We start from the raw sequence: 20,945 nt of genomic DNA on the forward strand, positions 1-20,945 counted from the left end.
CATGCCTATGCTTGCAGACATGCCGACTCGGTGGTGTGTTGACAGACCCGCACCGGACCTTTACGTTAACGTAAAGCAGCGAACGATCATCCATGCCGATGACCTCAGACCGCTACCAGAGCGCCGGCCCGCACTCCGCCGGACGAACGAATTCTCTGAAAACAGAACAATTACAAGACAAGCAGGTGGCCCCATGAACTACTCCAGCCTCAATTTTGCCCTCGGTGAAACCATCGACATGCTGCGCGAGCAGGTCCAGGCCTTCGTCGCCGCCGAGCTGGCTCCGCGCGCCGAAGCCATCGACCAGGAGAACCTGTTCCCGGCGGACATGTGGAGAAAATTCGGCGAGATGGGTCTGCTCGGCGTGACCGTCTCCGAGGAATACGGCGGCGCCGGCCTCGGCTACCTGGCCCACGTGGTGGCGATGGAAGAGATCAGCCGCGGCTCGGCCTCGGTCGCCCTCTCCTACGGCGCCCACTCCAACCTGTGCGTCAACCAGATCAACCGCAACGGCAACCCCGAGCAGAAGGCCCGCTACCTGCCCAAGCTGATCAGCGGCGAACACGTCGGCGCGCTGGCCATGAGCGAGCCGAATGCCGGCTCCGACGTGGTCTCCATGAAGCTGCGCGCCGAAAAGCGCGGCGACCGCTACGTGCTCAACGGCAGCAAGACCTGGATCACCAACGGCCCGGACGCCAACACCTACGTGATCTACGCCAAGACCGACCTGGACAAGGGGCCGCACGGCATCACCGCGTTCATCGTCGAGCGCGACTGGAAGGGTTTCTCCCGCGGCAACAAGTTCGACAAGCTCGGCATGCGTGGCTCCAACACCTGCGAGCTGTTCTTCGATGACGTCGAGGTGCCGCAAGAGAACGTGCTCGGCGTCGAGAACGGCGGCGTCAAGGTGCTGATGAGCGGCCTGGATTACGAGCGCGTGGTACTGGCCGGCGGCCCGACCGGGATCATGCAGGCCTGCCTCGACGTGGTGGTGCCCTACATCCACGACCGCAAGCAGTTCGGCCAAAGCATCGGCGAGTTCCAGTTCATCCAGGGCAAGGTGGCGGACATGTACACCCAGCTCAACGCCAGCCGCGCCTATCTCTACGCCGTCGCCCAGGCCTGCGACCGTGGCGAGACCACCCGCAAGGACGCCGCGGGGGTGATCCTCTATACCGCCGAAAACGCCACGCAGATGGCCCTGCAGGCGATCCAGATCCTCGGTGGCAACGGCTATATCAACGAATTCCCCACCGGCCGCCTGCTGCGTGACGCCAAGCTCTACGAGATTGGCGCCGGCACCAGCGAGATCCGCCGGATGCTGATCGGACGCGAGCTGTTCAACGAATCCAGGTGAGCTGCGGGCGGACAACGCCCAACCCTCGTAGGGTGGAAAACCACGACGCGTTTTCCACCGCAGTCGGTGGATGGCAGAGCCATCCATGATGGAATTGAACGGAGCCAACCATGGCCATCCTGCACACCCAGATCAATACCCGTTCGCCGGAGTTCGCCGCCAACAGCGCGGCGATGCTCGAACAGGTGAACAACCTGCGCGCCCTGCTCGGCCGTGTCAGCGAAGGTGGCGGCGCTACCGCCCAGCAGCGCCATGTCTCACGCGGCAAGCTCCTGGTGCGCGAGCGCATCGATACCCTGCTCGACGCCGGCTCGGCCTTTCTCGAACTCGCGCCGCTGGCCGCCCATGAGGTCTATGGCGAAGACGTCGCCGCTGCCGGCGTGGTGGCCGGTATCGGCCGCGTCGAAGGCGTCGAGTGCATGATCATCGCCAACGACGCCACCGTGAAAGGCGGCACCTACTACCCGCTGACGGTGAAGAAGCACCTGCGCGCGCAGACCGTCGCCCGCGAGAACCGCCTGCCCTGCATCTACCTGGTGGACTCCGGCGGCGCCAACCTGCCGCGACAGGACGAGGTGTTCCCGGACCGCGAGCACTTCGGCCGCATCTTCTTCAACCAGGCCAACATGAGCGCCATGGGCATCCCGCAGATCGCCGTGGTGATGGGCTCCTGCACTGCCGGCGGCGCCTACGTGCCAGCGATGGCCGACGAAACCATCATGGTGCGCAACCAGGCGACCATCTTTCTCGCCGGCCCGCCGCTGGTGAAGGCTGCCACCGGCGAAGTGGTAACCGCTGAGGAACTGGGCGGCGCCGACGTGCACTGCAAGACCTCGGGCGTCGCCGACCACTACGCCGAGAACGACGAGCACGCCCTTTCCATCGCCCGCCGCTGCGTGGCCAACCTCAACTGGCGCAAGCTCGGCCAGCTGCAGACCCGCGAACCGCGCGCACCGCTGTATGCCGCCGACGAGCTGTACGGCGTGATCCCGGCGCAGGCCAAGCAGCCCTATGACGTGCGCGAGGTGATCGCGCGGCTGGTGGACGGCAGTGAGTTCGATGAATTCAAGGCGCTGTTCGGCACCACCCTAGTCTGCGGCTTCGCCCACCTGCACGGCTACCCGATCGCCATCCTCGCCAACAACGGCATCCTCTTCGCCGAGGCGGCGCAGAAAGGCGCGCACTTCATCGAGCTGGCCTGCCAGCGCGGCATTCCGCTGCTGTTCCTGCAGAACATCACCGGTTTCATGGTCGGGCAGAAATACGAGGCCGGCGGCATCGCCAAGCACGGCGCCAAGCTGGTCACCGCGGTGGCCTGCGCCCAAGTACCGAAGTTCACCGTGCTCATCGGCGGCAGCTTCGGTGCCGGCAACTACGGCATGTGCGGGCGCGCCTACGACCCGCGCTTCCTCTGGATGTGGCCCAACGCACGCATCGCCGTGATGGGTGGCGAACAGGCCGCCGGGGTGCTCGCCCAGGTCAAGCAGGAACAGAGCGAGCGCGCCGGCAAGAGCCTCGGCGAGGATGAGGTAGCCGCCATCAAGCAGCCGATCCTCGAACAGTACGAGCGCCAGGGCCATCCCTATTACTCCAGCGCGCGGCTGTGGGACGACGGAGTGATCGACCCGGCGCAGACCCGCGAGGTGCTGGGGCTGGCGCTGTCCGCCGCGTTGAACGCGCCGATCGAGCCGACCCGCTTCGGCGTGTTCCGCATGTAATCCGTGCCGCCGGCAGCCGAGCGCGCCGGCGCCTGCAGTCGCATCGAGGATGCCGAGATGACCGATTTCCAGACCATCGAACTGAACAAAGACGCGCGCGGCGTGGCCACCCTCTGGCTCAACCGCGCGGACAAGAACAATGCCTTCGACGCCCAGGTGATCGGCGAACTGAACGCAGCGCTGGCCCAGGTGCAGGACGATGCGGGCATCCGTTTCCTGATCCTGCGCGGGCGTGGCAAGCACTTCTCCGCCGGCGCGGATCTGGGCTGGATGCGCGAGTCGGCCAAACTCGACTACCAGGCGAACCTGGCTGACGCCCATGAACTGGGCGAGCTGATGCAGCGCCTTTATCAGCTGCCGCAGCCGACCCTGGCCGTGGTACAGGGCGCGGCCTTTGGCGGCGCGCTGGGGCTGATCGCCTGCTGCGACATGGCCATCGGCGCCCGCGACGCACTGTTCTGCCTGTCGGAAGTCCGCATCGGCCTGGCGCCGGCGGTGATCAGCCCGTACGTGGTCAAGGCCATCGGCGAGCGCGCCACCCGCCGCTACGCGCTGACCGCCGAACGTTTCGACGGCACACGTGCCCGCGAACTCGGCCTGCTCGCAGAAACCTACCCGGCCAGTGAGCTGGACGCCGCGCTGGAGCAATGGGTCGCCAACCTGCTGCTCAACAGCCCGCAGGCGCTCAAGGCCTGCAAGGACCTGCTGCTGGAAGTGGGCGATGGCGATTTCAGCGCCGACCTGCGCCAGACCACCGAACAGGCCATCGCACGCCTGCGCACCAGCCCGGAAGGTCAGGAAGGCCTGAGCGCCTTTCTGGAAAAACGCACGCCCGCCTGGCAGGAGAAGAAGTGATGAATCGCCATATCGATACCCTGCTGGTCGCCAACCGCGGCGAGATCGCCTGCCGCGTGATGCGCACCGCCAAGGCCATGGGCCTGACCACCGTTGCGGTGCACAGCGCCATCGACGCCAGCGCGCGCCATGCCCGCGAAGCCGATATCCGCATCGACCTGGGCGGCGCCAAGCCGGCCGAGAGCTACCTACGCATCGACAAGCTGATCGAGGCGGCCAAGGCCAGCGGCGCCCAGGCGATCCACCCGGGCTACGGCTTTCTCTCGGAGAACGCCGAGTTCGCCCGCGCCATCGAACAGGCCGGGCTGATCTTCCTCGGCCCACCCGCCTCCGCCATCGACGCCATGGGCAGCAAGTCCGCCGCCAAGGCGCTGATGGAAGAAGCCGGCGTGCCGCTGGTGCCGGGCTACCACGGCGAAGCGCAGGACGTGGAAACCTTCCGTGCCGCCGCCGAGGTGATCGGCTATCCGGTGCTGCTCAAGGCCACCGCCGGCGGCGGCGGCAAGGGCATGAAGGTGGTCGAGCGCGAGGCGGACCTGGCCGAGGCGCTGGCATCCGCGCAGCGCGAGGCGCAGTCGTCGTTCGGTGACTCACGCATGCTGGTCGAGAAATACGTGCTCAAGCCGCGCCATGTGGAGATCCAGGTCTTCGCCGACCAGCACGGCAACTGCCTGTACCTCAACGAGCGCGACTGCTCGATCCAGCGCCGCCATCAGAAGGTGGTCGAAGAGGCCCCTGCCCCTGGCCTGTCCCCCGAGCTGCGCCGTGCCATGGGCGAAGCCGCGGTGAAGGCCGCCAAGGCCATCGGCTACGTCGGCGCCGGCACTGTGGAATTCCTGCTGGATGCCCGCGGCGAGTTCTTCTTCATGGAAATGAACACCCGCCTGCAGGTCGAGCACCCGGTCACCGAGGCCATCACCGGCCTCGATCTGGTTGCCTGGCAGATTCGCGTCGCCCGCGGCGAGCCGCTGCCGATCAGCCAGGAGCAGGTGCCGCTGATCGGCCATGCCATTGAGGTACGGCTGTACGCCGAGGACCCGGACAACGATTTCCTCCCCGCCACCGGCACCCTCGAGCTCTACCGTGAAGCCGCGGATGGCCCGGGCCGTCGCGTCGACAGCGGCGTCGCCGAGGGCGATACCGTGTCGCCGTTCTACGACCCGATGCTCGGCAAGCTGATCGCCTGGGGCGAGAACCGCGAGGAAGCACGTCTGCGCCTCTTGGCCATGCTCGACGAGACTGCCGTCGGCGGCGTGCGCACCAACCTCGCGTTCCTGCGCCGCGTCGTCGGCCATCGCGCCTTTGCCGAGGCCGAGCTGGATACAGGCTTTATCCCGCGCCACGAAAGCGAACTACTGCGTCCGGCCGGCGAGCTGTCCGATGCCTTCTGGCAACAGGCTGCCGAGTGCTTCGTACAGAGCGAGCCGACCACGGTTCGCGACGACGATGCCCATTCGCCGTGGTCCAAGCGCAACGGGCTGCGTTTCGGCATGCCGGCGCAGGTCAGCCTGCATCTGCAGTGCAATGGCGAGAGCCGCCGGCTGAAGGTCGACCCGGCAGCGCCGCAGCCAAACGTCCGCACGCCCAGGGCGATCCGCCAGGACGATGCACTGTACCTGCAGTGGAACGGCGAATGGCTGGCCGTGCGTGCGTTCGACCCCATCGCCGAAGCCGAGGCCAGCCACCAGCATCACGGCGGCCTGACCGCGCCAATGAACGGCAGTATCGTGCGTGTGTTGGTGGAGGCCGGTCAGCATGTCGAAGCCGGCACCGCGCTGATCGTGCTGGAAGCGATGAAGATGGAACACAGTATCCGCAGCGCCCAGGCTGGCGTGGTCAAGAGCCTGTTCTGCAACGAAGGCGAAATGGTCAGCGAAGGCGCGGTGCTGCTGGAGATGGAAGAGGCGTGAAGGATGCACAAGCCGGACGCCTCGGCTGACACACGGCGACATCGGTGGGCTGAAGCCCACCCTACGGTGGACGCGTGCAGGTTTCGTAGGGTGGGCTTTAGCCCACCAGCAGCGCCACAATTCAACGACACGGGTGAAGGCTCGCTAAGCGTTCACTCCCTGGAGGACATATGAGCCTGCCCAAACAGGTCCGGCTGGTGGAAGTCGGCCCGCGTGACGGTCTGCAGAACGAGCATCAGCCGATCAGCGTGGCGGACAAGGTGCGCCTGGTCGACGACCTGAGCGCCGCCGGGCTGTCCTATATCGAAGTCGGCAGCTTCGTCTCGCCCAAGTGGGTACCGCAGATGGCGGGCTCTGCCGAAGTCTTCGCGCAGATCCAGCGCAAGGCCGGGGTCACCTACGCGGCGCTGACGCCGAACATGAAGGGCCTGGAGGCGGCCATCGAGGCCGGCGTGAAGGAAGTCGCGGTGTTCGGTGCGGCCTCCGAAGCTTTCTCGCAGAAGAACATCAACTGCTCCATCGCCGAGAGCCTGGCACGCTTCGCGCCTTTGATGGAGGCTGCCCGCGAGCACGACATTCGCGTGCGTGGCTACGTTTCCTGCGTGCTCGGCTGCCCTTACGAGGGTGAGGTATCGCCAGCCAAGGTCGCCGAAGTGGCCCGAGAGCTGTATGCCATGGGCTGCTACGAGGTATCCCTGGGCGACACCATCGGCACCGGCACACCGGGCAAGACCCGCACGCTGTTCGATACCGTGGCCCGCGAAGTGCCGCGCGAACGGTTGGCCGGGCATTTCCACGACACCTACGGCCAGGCGCTGGCGAATATCTATGCGAGCCTCTTGGAAGGCATCGCCGTGTTCGACAGCTCGGTCGCCGGCCTCGGCGGTTGCCCTTACGCCAAAGGCGCCAGCGGCAATATCGCCAGCGAAGACGTGCTGTACATGTTCAACGGGCTGGACATAGCCACCGGCATCGACCTCGACGCACTGATCGCCGCCGGCCAGCGCATCAGCCAGCTGCTGGGGCGCGCCAACGGTTCGCGGGTCGCCCGCGCCAGACTGGCCGGTTAGCGGCACCGTTCTTGCTAAACCCTATTCGTCGGGCGCCCATTCAGGTAGCGCCCGGCACGGACAGAACAACAAGTAGAGGTAATTCATGAACAAGATTTACCCCAACGCCGCCCACGCCCTGGAAGGGTTGGTTCAGGACGGCATGACCATTGCCGTCGGCGGCTTCGGCCTGTGCGGCATCCCCGAGCAGCTGATCGGCGCGCTGCGCGACAGCGGCAAGAAGAACCTGACTGCCATCAGCAACAACGCCGGTGTCGACGGTTTCGGCCTCGGCCTGCTGCTGGAGACGCGGCAGATCAGCAAGATGATTTCCTCCTACGTGGGTGAGAACAAGGAGTTCGAGCGCCAGTACCTGGCCGGCGAGCTGGCCCTGGAGTTCACCCCGCAGGGCACCCTGGCGGAGAAGCTGCGTGCCGGCGGCGCGGGCATCCCGGCGTTCTACACCAGGACCGGCTACGGCACGCTGGTGGCCGAAGGCAAGGAAACCCGCCAGTTCAACGGCGAGTGGTACGTGATGGAAGAATCGCTGGCCGCGGACCTGGCCCTGGTCAAGGCATGGAAGGCCGACAAGGCCGGCAACCTGCTGTTTCGCAAGACCGCGCGCAACTTCAACCCGCTGGCAGCGATGGCCGGCGAGGTCTGCGTCGTCGAGGTGGAGGAGATCGTCGAGACCGGCGAGCTGGACCCGGACCAGATTCACCTGCCGGGTATCTACGTGCATCGCATCGTGCACAACCCGAACCCGGAAAAACGCATCGAAAAACACACGGTGAGGAGCTGAGACCATGGCCTGGACACGTGAACAGATGGCGCAACGCGCCGCCCAGGAGCTGCAGGACGGCTTCTACGTCAACCTCGGTATCGGCCTGCCGACCCTGGTCGCCAACTACATCCCCGAAGGCATGGACGTCTGGCTGCAAAGCGAGAACGGCCTGCTCGGCATCGGCCCCTTCCCGAGCGAGGAAGAGATCGATCCGGACCTGATCAACGCCGGCAAGCAGACCGTCACCGCCCTGCCCGGGTCGAGCTTCTTCGACAACGCGCAGAGCTTCGCCATGATCCGCGGCGGTCACATCAACCTGGCCATCCTCGGCGCCATGCAGGTGTCGGAAAAGGGCGACCTGGCCAACTGGATGATCCCCGGCAAGATGGTCAAGGGCATGGGCGGCGCGATGGACCTGGTGGCCGGCGTCAAGCGCGTCGTGGTGCTGATGGAGCACACCGCCAAGGGCGGCGCGCACAAGATCCTGCCGGCCTGCGACCTGCCGCTCACCGGCCTCGGCGTGGTCGACCGGATCATCACCGACCTCGGCGTGCTGGACGTCACCGAGCAGGGCCTGAAGCTGGTGGAGCTGGCCGAAGGCGTCAGCTTCGAGGAGCTGCAAGAGGCCACCGGCTGCCCGATCCAGCGCTGAAGCCTGGGTGCGGGAAGCACGCCGGAGCACCCTTGCCCGCTGCGTCTTCCCGCCTGCCCCGAAAGCCCCGAGCCGGCGGCGCGCCAGCACTGGCCAGTCACCCAGGCGCCCGTATACTGCGGCATCGACCGGTCTGCCAGCGCGCTGACCAACGGCTTGCCCCCTGTCGTTCGAGGGCACCCTTTCCCGGAGCCAGGCCGTGTGCCTGGCCCTCGCGTTACGCCCCGGCGTGGCGCCTTTTTATTCGGAGTCCGTCATGCAAGACGTCGTCATCGTAGCTGCAACCCGCACCGCCATCGGCAGTTTCCAGGGCTCGCTGGCCAATGTGCCGGCAGTCGAACTGGGCGCCACCGTGATCCGCGCCCTGCTGGAAAAGACCGGCATCGACCCGACTCAGGTCGATGAAGTCATCCTCGGCCATGTGCTCACCGCCGGCGCCGGGCAGAACACCGCGCGCCAGGCCTCGATCAAGGCCGGCCTGCCCCACGCCGTACCGTCCATGACGCTGAACAAGGTCTGCGGCTCGGGCCTCAAGGCCGTGCATCTGGCCGTGCAGGCGATCCGCTGCGGCGATGCCGAAGTGGTCATCGCCGGCGGCATGGAGAACATGAGCCTGGCGCCCTACGTTCTGCCCGGCGCACGCACCGGTCTGCGCATGGGCCATGCGCAGATCGTCGATACCATGATCACCGACGGCCTGTGGGACGCCTTCAACGACTACCACATGGGCATCACCGCGGAGAACCTGGCCGACAAGTACGGCATCGACCGCGGCCAGCAGGACGCCTTCGCCGCGCAGTCGCAGCAACGTGCCGCGGCGGCCATCGAAAGCGGCCGCTTCGATGCCGAGATCACCCCGGTCATGATTCCCCAGCGCAAGGGCGACCCGCTCGCCTTCGCCCGTGACGAGCAGCCCCGCGCCGGCACCACGGCCGAATCCCTCGGCGGCCTGCGCGCAGCCTTCAAGAAGGACGGCTGCGTCACCGCCGGCAACGCCTCGACCCTCAACGACGGCGCCGCCGCGGTGGTGCTGATGAGCGCCAGCAAGGCCGAGGCCCTGGGCCTGCCGGTGCTGGCCAAGATCGCCGGCTACGCCAACGCCGGCGTCGACCCGGCGATCATGGGCATCGGCCCGGTCACCGCCACCCGTCGCTGCCTGGAAAAGGCCGGCTGGACGCTGGCCGAGCTGGACCTGATCGAAGCCAACGAAGCCTTCGCCGTGCAGGCGCTGTCGGTGGGTAAGGAATTGGGCTGGGATGCCGATAAGGTCAACGTGAACGGCGGCGCCATCGCCCTCGGCCACCCGATCGGCGCCTCGGGCTGCCGTATCCTGGTGACCCTGCTACACGAGATGCAGCGCCGCGACGTTCGCAAGGGCCTGGCAACACTGTGCATCGGTGGTGGCCAGGGAGTAGCCTTGGCAGTCGAACGCTCCTGAACGCGCCATTGCGGCAGAGCATGCTGGCAGACACGCGCCCGGATCACCGGGCGCGACAGAGGATGATCGGAAGGAATCATGGCGAAACAGACCTACAGTATTTCCGACCTGGCCAATGAGCTGGACATCACCACTCGCGCCATCCGCTTCTATGAAGAGCAGGGCATGCTCACCCCGACCCGTCGCGGTCAGGAACGCATTTACTCACCCAAGGATCGCGTCGCGCTGAAGCTGATCCTGCGCGGCAAGCGCATCGGCTTTTCGCTGGCCGAATGCAAGACGCTGATCGAGCTCTACGACCCCAAGGCCGGCAACCAGAAGCAGCTGAACATCATGCTGCAGATGATTGCCGAGCGGCGCCAGCAGCTGGAGCAGCAGCTGCTCGACATCCAGCAGATGCAGCTGGAGCTGGACACCGCCGAGGAGCGCTGCCGCAGCGCACTGGAAAGCACATTGGCCAAGCAAGCGGCCAGCTGATCGCACGCCCTCCGCTTTACTCCTCTCATCCGGCGTCGCGCCCCGCGCAACGCCGGATTTTGTTTGTCCAGCAGTCAGCCATTGCGGATGTCCATGGAACTGGACATGTTCCAGAATTCCGGACACCGCCGCATGTTCACCTGAGCAGTGTCTGCCGCAGCGGACACCGCTATCGCCCTGCGGGTATCCGAATGCCGCTGCAGACCGCGCCTTTCCTCGATCGCGAGCGATAGGCACAGAACCTGCAATCCACCCCCTGACGCCAGAACAAACCAAAGAACAAGACTGGCGCCGGATCGGCAGCATCGGCTCGGCCTCTGTTCTTGTTCTGGCCTGTTAACGCCCTCGACCCTACGGGCGGTTACGCGTCCGCCCTCGGGCACCAGAACAACAACAAGAAGGAAACCTGCATGTCGACCAAGAACAAACTCTCCCGTATCGCCTGCGCCATCGGTGCCACCACCCTGCTCGGCGCCAGCCTGCTCAGTGGCGTCGCCAGCGCCGCGGAAAAGATCCGCTGGCAGGTGCCGCTGGCCTTCCCCTCGCACCTGATCGGCCTCTCCACTCCGGTCAAGCACCTCTCCGAATCGCTCAAGGCGGTGTCCGGCGGTGATATCCAGCTGCGCTACTACGAGCCGGGCGAGCTGGTGCCGCCGTTCGAGATCATGGATGCGGTGAGCAGCGGCAAGTACCCGGCCGGCTACACCTGGATCGGCTACGACCAGGGCACCATCCCGGCCCTGCCGCTGTACTCCGGCGCGCCGTTCAACATGGAGCCGCCGGCGCACCTGGCCTGGTACTACCAGGGTGACGGCAAGAAGCTGCTCGAGGAGATCTACGCCGAGCGCAATATCCACCCGATGCTGTGCAGCATCATCGGCCCGGAAGGCGCCGGCTGGTTCGCCAAGCCCATCGAGAAGCTGGACGACTTCGACGGCCTGCGCATCCGCTTCGCCGGCATCGGCGGCAAGGTGCTGGAAAAGCTCGGCGCCTCGGTGACCATGGTCCCGGGCGGCGAGATCTACCAGGCGCTGGAGCGCAAGACCATCGACGCCACCGAGTTCTCGCAGCCGGCGGTGGACAAGATGCTGGGCCTGGACCAGATCATCAAGAACTACATCATGCCCGGCTGGCACCAGACGCTGACCACCTCGCACCTGCTGGTGAACAAGGACGTCTGGGACAAGCTCGCGCCGGAAAGCCGCGCACTCATCGAGATGGGTTGCGAGTCGGCCACGCTCAAAGGCTTTGCCGAAAGCGAATGGGCCCAGCCGACCGCGCTGCGTGACTACCAGAAGCAGGGCGTGAAGGCCCAGGTGCTGCCCGAGCCGGTACTGCGCGAGCTGCAGAAGGTCACCGACGAGGTGCTCGACGAGATGGCCGCCAAGGACGAAATGTTCAAGCGCGTGCTGACCAGCCAGCGCGAGTTCATGCAGCACCACTCGATCTGGCACGGCATGGGCTACCTGCCGCGCGACTTCTACAAGTACGACTGACGGCTGTGCCTAACCCGCGGGCACGGCGACGTGCCCGCCTCCTGTCCCTGTGCCGAGATTTCGAGGTCCGCCGTGTCCTTCAAGCCCGTCTCTCCCGATGCGCCAGCGCCCGACGCGCTGCCGTACAACCGCATCTCGCGGCCGCTGGATCGCCTGCTGGTCGCCATCGGCCAGGCCAGCGCCTGGCTCTGGCTGGCGGTTCTGCTGGTCGTGCTGACCAATGTGTTCAGCCGTTTCGTCCTCTCCCGCGGTTCCATCGCGCTGGAGGAACTGTCCTGGCACCTGTTCGGCGCCGCGCTGATGCTTGCCCTCGCCTATGCCGTGGTGCGCGACGACCATGTGCGCGTCGACGTGCTCAGCGAACGCTTCAGCCTACGCGGTCGCGCCTGGATCGAGCTGATCGCCATCGTGCTGCTGGCCTTGCCAGTGATCGCGCTGATGATCGATGCGCTGATTCCCTACGCCTACAAGGCCTACCTCTACAACGAGCGCTCCCAGGCACCCAGCGGGCTGCCCCATCGCTTCCTCTTCAAGAGCGTGCTGCCCATTGGCCTCGCGCTGGTGGCGCTGGCGCTGCTGTCCCGCGCGTTGCGCTGCAGCACCCTGCTGTTCAATTTCCCGCGGGCCCTGACGGCCCCCTCGGACGAGCGCGACCGCACTCGTTCGCAGCCCTGATGGAGTAGTCGCAATCATGGGTCTGGAAGAAATCCTCGTCATCGCCATGTTCGCCAGCTTCATGGGCCTGCTGCTGCTCGGCTTCCCGGTCGCCTGGTCGCTGGCCGGCATCGGCCTGCTGTTCGCCGTGGTCGGCTATGTGCTGGTCGAGCACTTCGACGCCAATCTCTGGTTTACCTGGGACGGCACCATCGGCGTGCTCGACGCGCGCATCTACGGCATCGTCGCCAACGAACTGATGGTCGCCCTGCCGTTGTTCATCTTCATGGGCATCATGCTCGACCGCTCCGGCATCGCAGAGCGCCTGATGCACAGCCTGGTGCGCGTACTCGGCCCGCTGCGCGGTGGCTACGCGGTGACGGTGGTGGTGGTCGGCATCCTGCTCGCCGCCTCCACCGGCATCGTCGGCGCCTCGGTGGCTCTGCTCGGCATGCTCTCCATCGGGCCGATGCTGCAGGCCAACTACAACAAGAGCCTCGCCGTGGGCACCGCCTGCTCGGTGGGCACGCTAGGCATCCTGATTCCGCCGAGCATCATGCTGGTGCTGATGGCCGACCGCCTCGGCACTTCGGAAGCCTCGGTGGGCAAGCTGTTCATGGGCGCGCTGATCCCGGGGATGATGCTGGCGCTGATGTACGTGCTGTACATCGTGGTCGTCGCCTGGCTGAAGAAGGACTTCGCCCCCGCCCCGGTCAACCGGCAAAAGCTCGACGCCCGTGCCCTGCTCGACGTGTTCTGGGCCGTGGTCCCGCCGCTGGCGCTGATCTTCGCTGTGCTCGGCTCGATCTTCTTCGGCATCGCCACCACCACCGAGGCCTCCGCCGTCGGTGCCTTCGGCGCCTTGCTGATGGCCGCGGCCAGCCGACGATTGAGTCTGCCGGTGCTCAAGGATGCGCTGTACCAGACCAGCCGCACCGCCGCGTTCATCTTCGGCATCTTCATCGGCGCCACGGTATTCGCCGCCGTGCTGCGCGGCCTGGGTGGCGACGACGTGATCCGCGCGGCGTTGACCGGCCTGCCGTTCGGCCAGACCGGCGTGCTGCTCACCGTCTTGGCGATCACCTTCCTGCTGGGGTTCTTCCTCGACTGGGTGGAGATCACCCTGATCATCCTGCCGCTGGTGGCACCGGTGCTGTTCTCCATGGGCGTCGATCCGCTGTGGTTCGCGATCCTCTTCGCGCTCTGCCTGCAGACCTCGTTCCTCACACCGCCGGTGGGCTTCGCGCTGTTCTACATCAAGGGCGTCTGCCCGCCGGGCATTACCACCCGCGATGTCTACCTCGGCGTGCTGCCGTACATCATCATCCAGCTGATCGGCCTGGCGCTGGTGTTCTATTTCGCCCCGCTGGCCACCTGGCTGCCCAACGAAGTGTATGCCCAGCCCTGAGCGTTCTCCGGTTGCCTTGCCCGAGGCAGCCGGCGCCAACCATAATCGGTCGCCCCAGCACGGACCCAGATTGCCCATGAGCATTGCCCGCGACGCACTCGACAACCACGGCCTGATCGTCGGCGTTTCGCCGGAACGCTTCCGGGCCGTGGCCATGCCCTTGCTGTTCGACCACCTGAACGCGCAGTGCGAGGGCACCATCGCGGTCAACCGCCAGGCGCGCATCGTCTGGATCAACGACAAGTACGCCGAGAAGGTCGGCATTCGCGATCCGTCCAGCGTGCTCGGCAAGGAAATCGAGGAAGTGCTGCCGGCCAGCCGCCTGCGCGAGGTGGTGGAAAGCGGCCTGCCGAGCATCATCGACCTGATGGCCTTCGGCGACGAACACTTCGTCGTCACCCGCATTCCGCTGCGCGACGAGGACGGCACCCTGGTCGGCGCGCTGGGCTTCGTGCTGTTCGACCGCGCGCGCCACCTCAAGCCGCTGATGTCCAAGTACACCAGCCTGCAGACCCAGCTGGTCGCCACCCAGAACGAGCTGGCCAAGGCGCGCCGGGCGCGCTACACCATCGCCGGCTTCATCGGTAACAGCCCGGCCGCCAGCGAGATCAAGCGCCAGGCCCGGCGTGCGGCGCAGCTCGATGCCACCGTGCTGCTGCGCGGCGAGACCGGCACCGGCAAGGAGCTGCTGGCCCAGGGCATCCACAACCTCTCGCCGCGGGCGCGCGGGCCGTTCGTCGCGGTCAACGTCGCGGCGATCCCGGAAAGCCTGGTGGAGGCCGAACTGTTCGGCACCGCGCCCGGCGCCTTTACCGGCGCCGACCGCAAGGCGCGCATTGGCAAATTCGAGGTAGCCAACGGCGGCACGCTGTTCCTCGACGAGATCGGCGACCTGCCCCTGCCGCTGCAGGCCAAGCTGCTGCGCGTGCTGCAGGAACAGGAGGTCGAGCCGCTCGGCTCCAACCAGGTCAAGGCGCTCAACGTGCGGGTGATTGCCGCGACCCATATCGACCTGGAAGCCAAGGTCGCCGCCGGCCAGTTCCGCGACGACCTCTACTACCGCCTCAACGTCCTCGCCCTGCGCGTGCCGCCGTTGCGCGAGCGCGCCAGCGACATCCCCGCCGTGGTCGAGCACCTGCTCGACGACATCGCCAACCGCTCCGGGCAGCCGCCCATGGAGCTGAGCCCCGAGGCGCTGGCGCTGCTCTGCGCGCAACCCTGGCGCGGCAATGTGCGCGAGCTGGGCAACCTGCTCGAGCGCGCCCAGCTCTGCGCCGATGGTTCGCAGTTGCAGGCCGCGCACCTGCTGCCGTTGCTGGGCGAGCAGGCACGTTCCGCCGATGCGACGAACTACGTCGCGCCCGCTGCCGCGTCCATCCCGCCGAGCGAGGCCGCACCAAGCGAAGAACTGCCGCTGCAACCGCTGGCGCAGACCCTCGCCCAGGCCGAGCGCCGCGCCCTGCAGAGCGCACTGGTCGCCTGCAAGGGCAACCGTCGGCGCGCCGCCATGGAGCTCGGCATCTCCCGCGCCAGCCTCTACAGCAAGCTGCAGCAGCATGGCCTGAGCCAGCGCTGAGCGGTCTAGCGCGCGGCTTGGCCATAGTTGACGACGCGGCAATGTCACAGCGGCTGATCTACATTGGAGGCAGGGCGCCGATTCCCGGCGCCGCAATGGGACGCGCAACGATGACAGACGATGCAGGCAAACTGGTTCTCAGGCTCTCGGTCGGCGTACTGATGCTGCTGCATGGCATCCACAAGCTGTTGCACGGCGTCGACGGCATCGGCGGCATGCTCGCCGGCATGGGGCTGCCGGCGGTTCTCGCCTACGGCGTTTACCTCGGAGAAGTGGTTGGGCCGCTGCTGGTGATCCTTGGCCTCTACACCCGCCTCGGTGCCCTGCTGATGCTGGGCAACATGGTGGTCGCGCTGGCGCTGGCGCACCGGGCCGAGCTGTTCGACATCGGGCCGATGGGTGGCTGGGCCATCGAACTGCAGGGCCTGTTCCTGTTCGGCGCGCTGGCCATCCTGCTGCTCGGTGCCGGGCGCTACAGCATCGGCGGGCTCAACGGCCGCTACAACTAGTCACCTGAGTGTCCGGCGCGGCGGACAGTCGTCCAGCGCGCCGGACACCTTCCTTCGCCGCTTCCTGTCTTTCGGGCATTCCGCAGACTTCTGCGCTTCCGACTTTCCCCCTGAGCTAGAGCCTTCGCCCAAGCCGCAGCGACCGGCCATCGCCTGCTGCGCGCCCACCCACGGCGGTGGCATGGCATTGGCTTTAGCGCTGTTGCGCCCGCGTGGCGCACGGCCCGACAACAAGAAGAAGGAAAGCCTCAATGATGCGTTCATCCTGCAACTCGCTTGCGCGCTGTTCCCTGCCCCTGGCCTCCCTCGCCGTGGCGCTGCTGGCCAGCCAGTCCGCCCAGGCGGCGACCTGCACCGAACTGCTCGGCCGCGAGATACCGGCCGAGGCCATCGGCCTGCCCACCAGCGGCGCGCGCGTCACCGCGGCGACCCCGGTCGCGGCTGGTGGCAGCGCACCGCAGACCTTTGGCGCCTATTGCGATGTCAGCGCCGAGATTCGCCCGGTCGATCCCGCTGCGCCGGCGATCCGCATGCGCCTGGTGCTGCCCGAGCAGTGGAACCGCAAGGCGATGATGTTCGGCGGCGGCGGTTACAACGGCACGGTGCCGAACGTCGCCGGCAACGTCCCCGCCGGCCCGGTCGATCAACCCACGCCGCTCGGCCGCGGCTACGCGGTGTTCGGCAGCGATTCCGGGCATGTGGCCGATCCGCTGAGCCCCGGCTCCTTTGCCTGGAACGACGAAGCGCTGGCCAACTACGCCCACGACGCGCTGAAGAAAACCCGCGATGCCGCCGTCTACCTGATCGAACAACGCTACGGCGCCGCGCCCGAGCGCAGCTATTTCGCCGGCGGCTCTACCGGTGGCCGCGAGGCGCTCGCCGTGGTCCAGCAATGGCCGACCGACTTCAGCGGCGCCATCGTCCTCTATCCCGCCTACAACGCCCTGGCGCTGGACCTGCAGTTCGGCCGCATCACCCGCGCCCTCGCCCAGCCCGGCGCCTTTCCCAGCCTCGAGAAGCGCGCCGCACTGCTGGAAGCCGCGATGCAGGCCTGCGATGGGCTGGACGGCGTGCGCGACGGCGTGGTCAGCCATCAGGCCGCGTGCAATGCACGGTTCGACCCGGCCCGCGCCAAGCTCAATGGCAAACCACTGCGCTGCCCGGGCGGTGCCGACACCTCGCAGCGTTGCCTGTCGGATGCGCAGATCCAGGCGCTGCGGGTGTTCAACACGCCGATCCGCTTCAACTTCCCGCTGGCCAGCGGCGAGACCCACTACCCCGGCTTCAACACCTGGGGCACCGACCTCGGCCGGCCGGGTGAAGGCCTGCAGCTGGTGGTCAACCGCCTCGGCCTCAACACCCTGCAGCCGAGCTACCCGATGCCGGTGCACGGCACCGGGTTCGCCGAGGGCGCGCCCTACCATTCGGGCTTCTGGGATGAATGGGTGCGCTTCTTCGTGACGCGCAACCCCACCTTCAACTCGCTCACCCTCGACCCGCAGAACCCCGGCCCGTGGCAGGCGCGCATCAGCGAGCTGTCGCTGCGCCAGGACGTCAACCGGACCGACCTGTCCGCCTTCGCCCGCAACGGCGGCAAGATCCTCATGGCCCACGGTAGTTCCGACCAGCTGGTGAGCACCCGCGCCACCGCCGAGTACTACGAGCGGGTGCGCCGCGATATGGGCCCGGGCAAGACCAAGCGCTTCCTGCGCTACTACGAGATCCCCGGCTACGGCCATGCCGCCAGCACGGTGTTCAACGCCGCCTGGGATTCGCTGACCGCGCTGGAAAACTGGGTCGAGCAGGGCCGTGCGCCACGCAAGCAGATCGTCGCCGATAGCGTCGGCGTACCCGGCCGCACCCGGCCGCTGTGCGAATACCCCGGCTGGCCGAAGTACGTCGGCAAGGGCGACGTCAATGCCGAATCGAGCTTCGTCTGCGTGAAGAGCCGCAAGGGCACCCGCTAGCACCTGAACCGGCGCCGGCTCCCCGGCCGGCGCCCTCCTTCAACCGTCCGCCGCGCTGGACACCGCCTCGCCAAAGCTGGCTGCGCGCCATACATGTCCAGCTTGCCGGACGCTTTCCATACCGCGCCCAAAGCATGCCACTGAGCCGCGCAGCCGCTCTGGCGCGAGCCATCCGGCCGAAGAGACCGGCTATTCCCGCGACTGGCACGCCTTTCGCTCTATGCCCTGTAGCCGCCCGAGAGCGGCCCAAAACAACAACAAGAGGAAACACCATGCGACTGCACCACAAATCCCTCTGCCACATCCTCTGCGGCGGCGCCGTAGTGATCGCCACCAGCCCCGCCAGCGCCGCCTTCATCGAAGACAGCAAGGCCAGCATCGACCTGCGCAACTTCTACATGAACCGCGACTTCCGGCAGTCTGGCGCCGCTCAGTCCAAGGCCGAGGAGTGGGCCCAGGGCTTCATGCTGAAAATGGAGTCCGGCTACACCGAAGGCCCGGTCGGCTTCGGCCTGGATGCCATCGGCCTGCTCGGCGTCAAGCTTGACTCCGGCTCCGGTCGCGGTGGCACCGGTCTGCTGCCACGCTCGGCTTCCGGCGAACCGGCGGATGACTACGGCACGGCGGGCCTGACCGCCAAGGCCAAGCTGTCCGCCACCACGCTGCACGTGGGCACGCTGCAACCGGTGATCCCGGTGCTGATGCGTAACGACAGCCGCCTGCTGCCGAACATCTATCGCGGCGCCTGGCTGCAGAGCAAGGAGGTCGCAGGCCTCACGCTGGATCTCGGCATGCTCGATCGCACGAGCTACCGCGACTCGTCCAACTACGAAGAGATGACGGTGTTCAACGGCGGGCTGCGCAACATCACCCTTGGCAGCAATACGACCAGCGACGAGTTCCGCTTCGCCGGCGGGCGTTACGACTGGTCGCCGCAGCTTGCCACCAGCTACTACTACGGCGGGCTGGACGGCATCTACGACCAGCACAACTTCAACGTCGTGCACGTGCTGCCGCTCGGCGATAAGCAGAGCTTCAAGACCGATCTGCGCTACGTGCGCTCCACCGACGATGGCGGCAGCAACGTCGACAACGATGCTTTCGGCGCCTTGTTCACCTACCGCATTGGTGGCCATGGCTTTACCGGTGGCTACCAGCACATGAGCGGCGATACCGGTTTCGCCTACGTCGCCGGGGGCGATAACGCGTTGATCAACCTGCTGCAGATCAACGATTTCGGTAACCAGGACGAGCGTTCCTGGCAGGTCCGTTATGACTACGACTTCGCCGCCATGGGCATTCCCGGGCTGAGCCTGATGACCCGCTACGTCTCCGGCGACAACGTCGACCGTGGCGCCGGCGCCAGCGAAGGCAAGACCTGGGAGCGCAACACCGACATCGCCTACGTCATCCAGAGCGGTCCGCTGAAGAACCTCGGCTTCAAGCTGCGCAACGCCACCACCCGAAGCAACTTCCAGAGCGACCTGGACGAGAACCGCTTCATCGTCAGCTACAGCCTGCCGCTCTGGTAAGCACCAAGTCGCAGCAGCACCTCTCCTCGTTGGACTTCGCCGGGCCCCGCGCCCGGCTTTTTTTCCGGACATGAAAAAGGCGACCCTCGGGCCGCCTCTCTTCATTCCGCTGCCTCGCCTCCCGGCTCAGCCCTGCCTGGTATTACGCCGCAGAATCTCGTTCACCCGCTCGGCGGTATACACCCGCTTCGCCTCGTCGCTCGGCTTGTGCCGAACATCGAGCATCACACCCGCACTGATCGCCAATACACAAACGACCACCGAGACCGCCGTCAGAAAGGTATTCATCACACGCCCTACTGCATAAGAAGAAAGCTGCAGGCGGGGTCACCCCGCCAAATGGCGCGATTCTGCGCCGCGCCAAAGGTAGCGTCAACGGCAAGAGAAAGCGCCACAACCCGCTGATAATGCGGCCCTCATGCGATCAGCTCGCCAGCTACCACCGCAGCTTTCACGGCACCGCAATCTGCAGACTGCCCAAGGAGAACCGCACAAACACCGCCCAACCCACGGCGCTGATCAGACCCAACGCCAGATAACCCACCACAATCCCCAACGCGATCTGCTTCCACAGCCCGGCATGGGGATCACGGTTGTAAACAGGCGCCTCCACGGAAAGAACATCCCGCTCGGCACGAATCTCATCGAAACGGTCACGCATGGTTTACCTCGGTAAACGGAACAGAAAACAGAAGGAACGAAAAAAGGCGGCTAGCTTTGGCTAAGTCATCTCAACGAGATGGCAGCTCCACTGCCGGAGCCAGCGAAGTGCAAATGTTTTCCATCCGATCCATGAGAACAAAGAGTTCGCTACGAATGGTCCTTCGAGCATCCTGCTCGTAGCTGTAGCGCACTTTCGCGAAGTAGTCCGCGTAGAATTCAAACATCTCATCCAGCCGTAGAGGTGGAGCCAGCAGCGAATTAGCCGCTTCTATTACGGCTCGCAAACTTGTCGGGATTGCATCATAGAGCTGGGATAAATCGTGTCTTGCTTTCCTTGCTGGCTTGCTGAGCCTAATGTCGGGATAGTCTTGTTCGACCAGAAACGCCTTCAGATATATCTCGACTGCGAGTGCTGCGTTCATCGCGGCAGGCCAAAACAAATCCGTGTTACCTGCTGCCGAGTGCCGCTCCAGCAGCAAGGCGGCCGACCGGTATGTCCTGGCCTCCGTAACAACCATGTTGTGAGGCAGAAATAACGTTCCCATAACGCCCTCTACAAAATTCCAGCAGCGCCGCTGACGTCATGAGCAAGACTATGGAAGTGGCGCTGGAGAAGCTCAATTACGGTCAGCATCAACAGAAGTAGTGCTGATGCCAAGAGATCTAGGAGCGGTATTCACCAGCCCCAAAAAAAAACAAAAAAGGCGGTTAGCTTTCGCTAACCGCCTTTCTGTGTCTGGTGGCTACACCGGGACTTGAACCTGGGACATCAGCATTATGAATGCTGCGCTCTAACCAACTGAGCTATGTAGCCAAGTGGCGCGCATTATTCTCTGGTCGGTTTGGGCTGTCAACCCTGGCTCCGCAGATTTTTTATCCTTTTCAAACGGTTAGTTACGA

Annotated in this window: 19 protein-coding genes and 1 tRNA gene; 16 read left to right on the forward strand and 4 right to left on the reverse strand. The window is 65.9% G+C overall.

The window, feature by feature from the left end; translation table 11 throughout:
- Positions 1 to 193 precede the first annotated feature (193 nt).
- The 16 genes from OUY36_RS17090 to OUY36_RS17165 all read left to right on the forward strand — a co-directional run bounded on the left by OUY36_RS17090 (position 194) and on the right by OUY36_RS17165 (position 19,382).
- Positions 194 to 1,357, forward strand: coding sequence for an isovaleryl-CoA dehydrogenase (locus OUY36_RS17090; protein WP_200629591.1), 1,164 nt, complete (start codon positions 194 to 196; stop codon positions 1,355 to 1,357).
- A 110-nt stretch (positions 1,358 to 1,467) separates the two neighbouring features.
- Positions 1,468 to 3,075 (forward strand): carboxyl transferase domain-containing protein, encoded by a 1,608-nt coding sequence (locus OUY36_RS17095; protein WP_267935218.1) that lies wholly within the window; start codon positions 1,468 to 1,470, stop codon positions 3,073 to 3,075.
- 57 nt (positions 3,076 to 3,132) lie between these two features.
- Entirely contained in the window at positions 3,133 to 3,930 is a 798-nt protein-coding gene (locus tag OUY36_RS17100; RefSeq protein ID WP_020308427.1) for a gamma-carboxygeranoyl-CoA hydratase, read from the forward strand.
- Positions 3,930 to 5,840, forward strand: coding sequence for an acetyl-CoA carboxylase biotin carboxylase subunit (locus tag OUY36_RS17105; protein ID WP_110776097.1), 1,911 nt, complete (start codon positions 3,930 to 3,932; stop codon positions 5,838 to 5,840). Before OUY36_RS17100 ends, OUY36_RS17105 begins: the two co-directional genes overlap by 1 nt.
- A 170-nt stretch (positions 5,841 to 6,010) precedes the next feature.
- Positions 6,011 to 6,910, forward strand: a complete 900-nt coding sequence (locus tag OUY36_RS17110; protein WP_267935219.1) for a hydroxymethylglutaryl-CoA lyase — start codon at positions 6,011 to 6,013, stop codon at positions 6,908 to 6,910.
- 85 nt (positions 6,911 to 6,995) lie between these two features.
- Positions 6,996 to 7,691 carry a CoA transferase subunit A gene (locus tag OUY36_RS17115; RefSeq protein WP_267935220.1) on the forward strand — a complete coding sequence of 232 codons (696 nt, stop codon included), beginning with the start codon at positions 6,996 to 6,998 and terminating at the stop codon, positions 7,689 to 7,691.
- A 4-nt stretch (positions 7,692 to 7,695) separates the two neighbouring features.
- Positions 7,696 to 8,325, forward strand: coding sequence for a CoA transferase subunit B (locus tag OUY36_RS17120; protein WP_014597528.1), 630 nt, complete (start codon positions 7,696 to 7,698; stop codon positions 8,323 to 8,325).
- Between the two features lie 256 nt (positions 8,326 to 8,581).
- A complete protein-coding gene (locus OUY36_RS17125) occupies positions 8,582 to 9,763 on the forward strand; it encodes an acetyl-CoA C-acetyltransferase (protein WP_267935221.1) in 1,182 nt (393 codons plus the stop codon).
- A 78-nt stretch (positions 9,764 to 9,841) separates the two neighbouring features.
- Positions 9,842 to 10,240 carry a MerR family transcriptional regulator gene (locus OUY36_RS17130; protein WP_014597531.1) on the forward strand — a complete coding sequence of 133 codons (399 nt, stop codon included), beginning with the start codon at positions 9,842 to 9,844 and terminating at the stop codon, positions 10,238 to 10,240.
- A 410-nt stretch (positions 10,241 to 10,650) separates the two neighbouring features.
- On the forward strand, positions 10,651 to 11,736 hold the full coding sequence (locus OUY36_RS17135) for a TRAP transporter substrate-binding protein (protein WP_003299010.1): 1,086 nt from the start codon (positions 10,651 to 10,653) through the stop codon (positions 11,734 to 11,736).
- 72 nt (positions 11,737 to 11,808) lie between these two features.
- Positions 11,809 to 12,411: a TRAP transporter small permease subunit gene (locus OUY36_RS17140; RefSeq protein WP_267935223.1), complete on the forward strand. Its 603-nt coding sequence runs from the start codon at positions 11,809 to 11,811 to the stop codon at positions 12,409 to 12,411.
- Between the two features lie 16 nt (positions 12,412 to 12,427).
- A complete protein-coding gene (locus OUY36_RS17145; protein WP_046621393.1) occupies positions 12,428 to 13,798 on the forward strand; it encodes a TRAP transporter large permease in 1,371 nt (456 codons plus the stop codon).
- A gap of 76 nt (positions 13,799 to 13,874) precedes the next feature.
- The gene (locus OUY36_RS17150) at positions 13,875 to 15,374 is read left to right on the forward strand and encodes a sigma-54 interaction domain-containing protein (RefSeq protein WP_125869023.1); all 1,500 of its coding nucleotides are present in this window, start codon (positions 13,875 to 13,877) and stop codon (positions 15,372 to 15,374) included.
- A 110-nt stretch (positions 15,375 to 15,484) separates the two neighbouring features.
- Positions 15,485 to 15,883: a DoxX family protein gene (locus OUY36_RS17155; RefSeq protein WP_267935224.1), complete on the forward strand. Its 399-nt coding sequence runs from the start codon at positions 15,485 to 15,487 to the stop codon at positions 15,881 to 15,883.
- A gap of 251 nt (positions 15,884 to 16,134) precedes the next feature.
- On the forward strand, positions 16,135 to 17,850 hold the full coding sequence (locus OUY36_RS17160; protein ID WP_267935225.1) for a tannase/feruloyl esterase family alpha/beta hydrolase: 1,716 nt from the start codon (positions 16,135 to 16,137) through the stop codon (positions 17,848 to 17,850).
- 272 nt (positions 17,851 to 18,122) lie between these two features.
- Positions 18,123 to 19,382 (forward strand): OprD family porin, encoded by a 1,260-nt coding sequence (locus tag OUY36_RS17165; RefSeq protein ID WP_253752103.1) that lies wholly within the window; start codon positions 18,123 to 18,125, stop codon positions 19,380 to 19,382.
- A gap of 126 nt (positions 19,383 to 19,508) precedes the next feature.
- Here the strand turns inward: OUY36_RS17165 and OUY36_RS17170 are convergent, their stop codons facing one another.
- From OUY36_RS17170 to OUY36_RS17185, 4 genes are all read right to left on the reverse strand, one after another.
- Positions 19,509 to 19,670 carry a hypothetical protein gene (locus OUY36_RS17170; RefSeq protein ID WP_172974182.1) on the reverse strand — a complete coding sequence of 54 codons (162 nt, stop codon included), beginning with the start codon at positions 19,668 to 19,670 and terminating at the stop codon, positions 19,509 to 19,511.
- A 163-nt stretch (positions 19,671 to 19,833) separates the two neighbouring features.
- A complete protein-coding gene (locus tag OUY36_RS17175; protein ID WP_267935226.1) occupies positions 19,834 to 20,043 on the reverse strand; it encodes a hypothetical protein in 210 nt (69 codons plus the stop codon).
- Between the two features lie 70 nt (positions 20,044 to 20,113).
- Complete coding sequence (locus OUY36_RS17180) at positions 20,114 to 20,590, reverse strand: hypothetical protein (RefSeq protein ID WP_267935227.1); 477 nt, start codon at positions 20,588 to 20,590, stop codon at positions 20,114 to 20,116.
- A gap of 192 nt (positions 20,591 to 20,782) precedes the next feature.
- Positions 20,783 to 20,859: transfer RNA gene (locus tag OUY36_RS17185), tRNA-Met, on the reverse strand.
- Positions 20,860 to 20,945: the final 86 nt, after the last annotated feature.

Source organism: Stutzerimonas sp. R40042 (assembly GCF_026642215.1).
Classification (GTDB): domain Bacteria; phylum Pseudomonadota; class Gammaproteobacteria; order Pseudomonadales; family Pseudomonadaceae; genus Stutzerimonas; species Stutzerimonas frequens.

Excerpts from the sequence above, each read along its gene's own strand:
- OUY36_RS17180 (WP_267935227.1), bottom strand. The coding sequence starts at position 20,590 with ATGGGAACGTTATTTCTGCCTCACAACATGGTTGTTACGGAGGCCAGG.
- OUY36_RS17120 (WP_014597528.1), top strand. The coding sequence starts at position 7,696 with ATGGCCTGGACACGTGAACAGATGGCGCAACGCGCCGCCCAGGAGCTG.
- OUY36_RS17150 (WP_125869023.1), top strand. The coding sequence starts at position 13,875 with ATGAGCATTGCCCGCGACGCACTCGACAACCACGGCCTGATCGTCGGC.
- OUY36_RS17115 (WP_267935220.1), top strand. The coding sequence starts at position 6,996 with ATGAACAAGATTTACCCCAACGCCGCCCACGCCCTGGAAGGGTTGGTT.
- OUY36_RS17145 (WP_046621393.1), top strand. The coding sequence starts at position 12,428 with ATGGGTCTGGAAGAAATCCTCGTCATCGCCATGTTCGCCAGCTTCATG.
- OUY36_RS17105 (WP_110776097.1), top strand. The coding sequence starts at position 3,930 with ATGAATCGCCATATCGATACCCTGCTGGTCGCCAACCGCGGCGAGATC.
- OUY36_RS17125 (WP_267935221.1), top strand. The coding sequence starts at position 8,582 with ATGCAAGACGTCGTCATCGTAGCTGCAACCCGCACCGCCATCGGCAGT.
- OUY36_RS17090 (WP_200629591.1), top strand. The coding sequence starts at position 194 with ATGAACTACTCCAGCCTCAATTTTGCCCTCGGTGAAACCATCGACATG.
- OUY36_RS17135 (WP_003299010.1), top strand. The coding sequence starts at position 10,651 with ATGTCGACCAAGAACAAACTCTCCCGTATCGCCTGCGCCATCGGTGCC.
- OUY36_RS17175 (WP_267935226.1), bottom strand. The coding sequence starts at position 20,043 with ATGCGTGACCGTTTCGATGAGATTCGTGCCGAGCGGGATGTTCTTTCC.
- OUY36_RS17100 (WP_020308427.1), top strand. The coding sequence starts at position 3,133 with ATGACCGATTTCCAGACCATCGAACTGAACAAAGACGCGCGCGGCGTG.
- OUY36_RS17095 (WP_267935218.1), top strand. The coding sequence starts at position 1,468 with ATGGCCATCCTGCACACCCAGATCAATACCCGTTCGCCGGAGTTCGCC.
- OUY36_RS17110 (WP_267935219.1), top strand. The coding sequence starts at position 6,011 with ATGAGCCTGCCCAAACAGGTCCGGCTGGTGGAAGTCGGCCCGCGTGAC.
- OUY36_RS17155 (WP_267935224.1), top strand. The coding sequence starts at position 15,485 with ATGACAGACGATGCAGGCAAACTGGTTCTCAGGCTCTCGGTCGGCGTA.
- OUY36_RS17165 (WP_253752103.1), top strand. The coding sequence starts at position 18,123 with ATGCGACTGCACCACAAATCCCTCTGCCACATCCTCTGCGGCGGCGCC.
- OUY36_RS17130 (WP_014597531.1), top strand. The coding sequence starts at position 9,842 with ATGGCGAAACAGACCTACAGTATTTCCGACCTGGCCAATGAGCTGGAC.
- OUY36_RS17170 (WP_172974182.1), bottom strand. The coding sequence starts at position 19,670 with ATGAATACCTTTCTGACGGCGGTCTCGGTGGTCGTTTGTGTATTGGCG.
- OUY36_RS17160 (WP_267935225.1), top strand. The coding sequence starts at position 16,135 with ATGATGCGTTCATCCTGCAACTCGCTTGCGCGCTGTTCCCTGCCCCTG.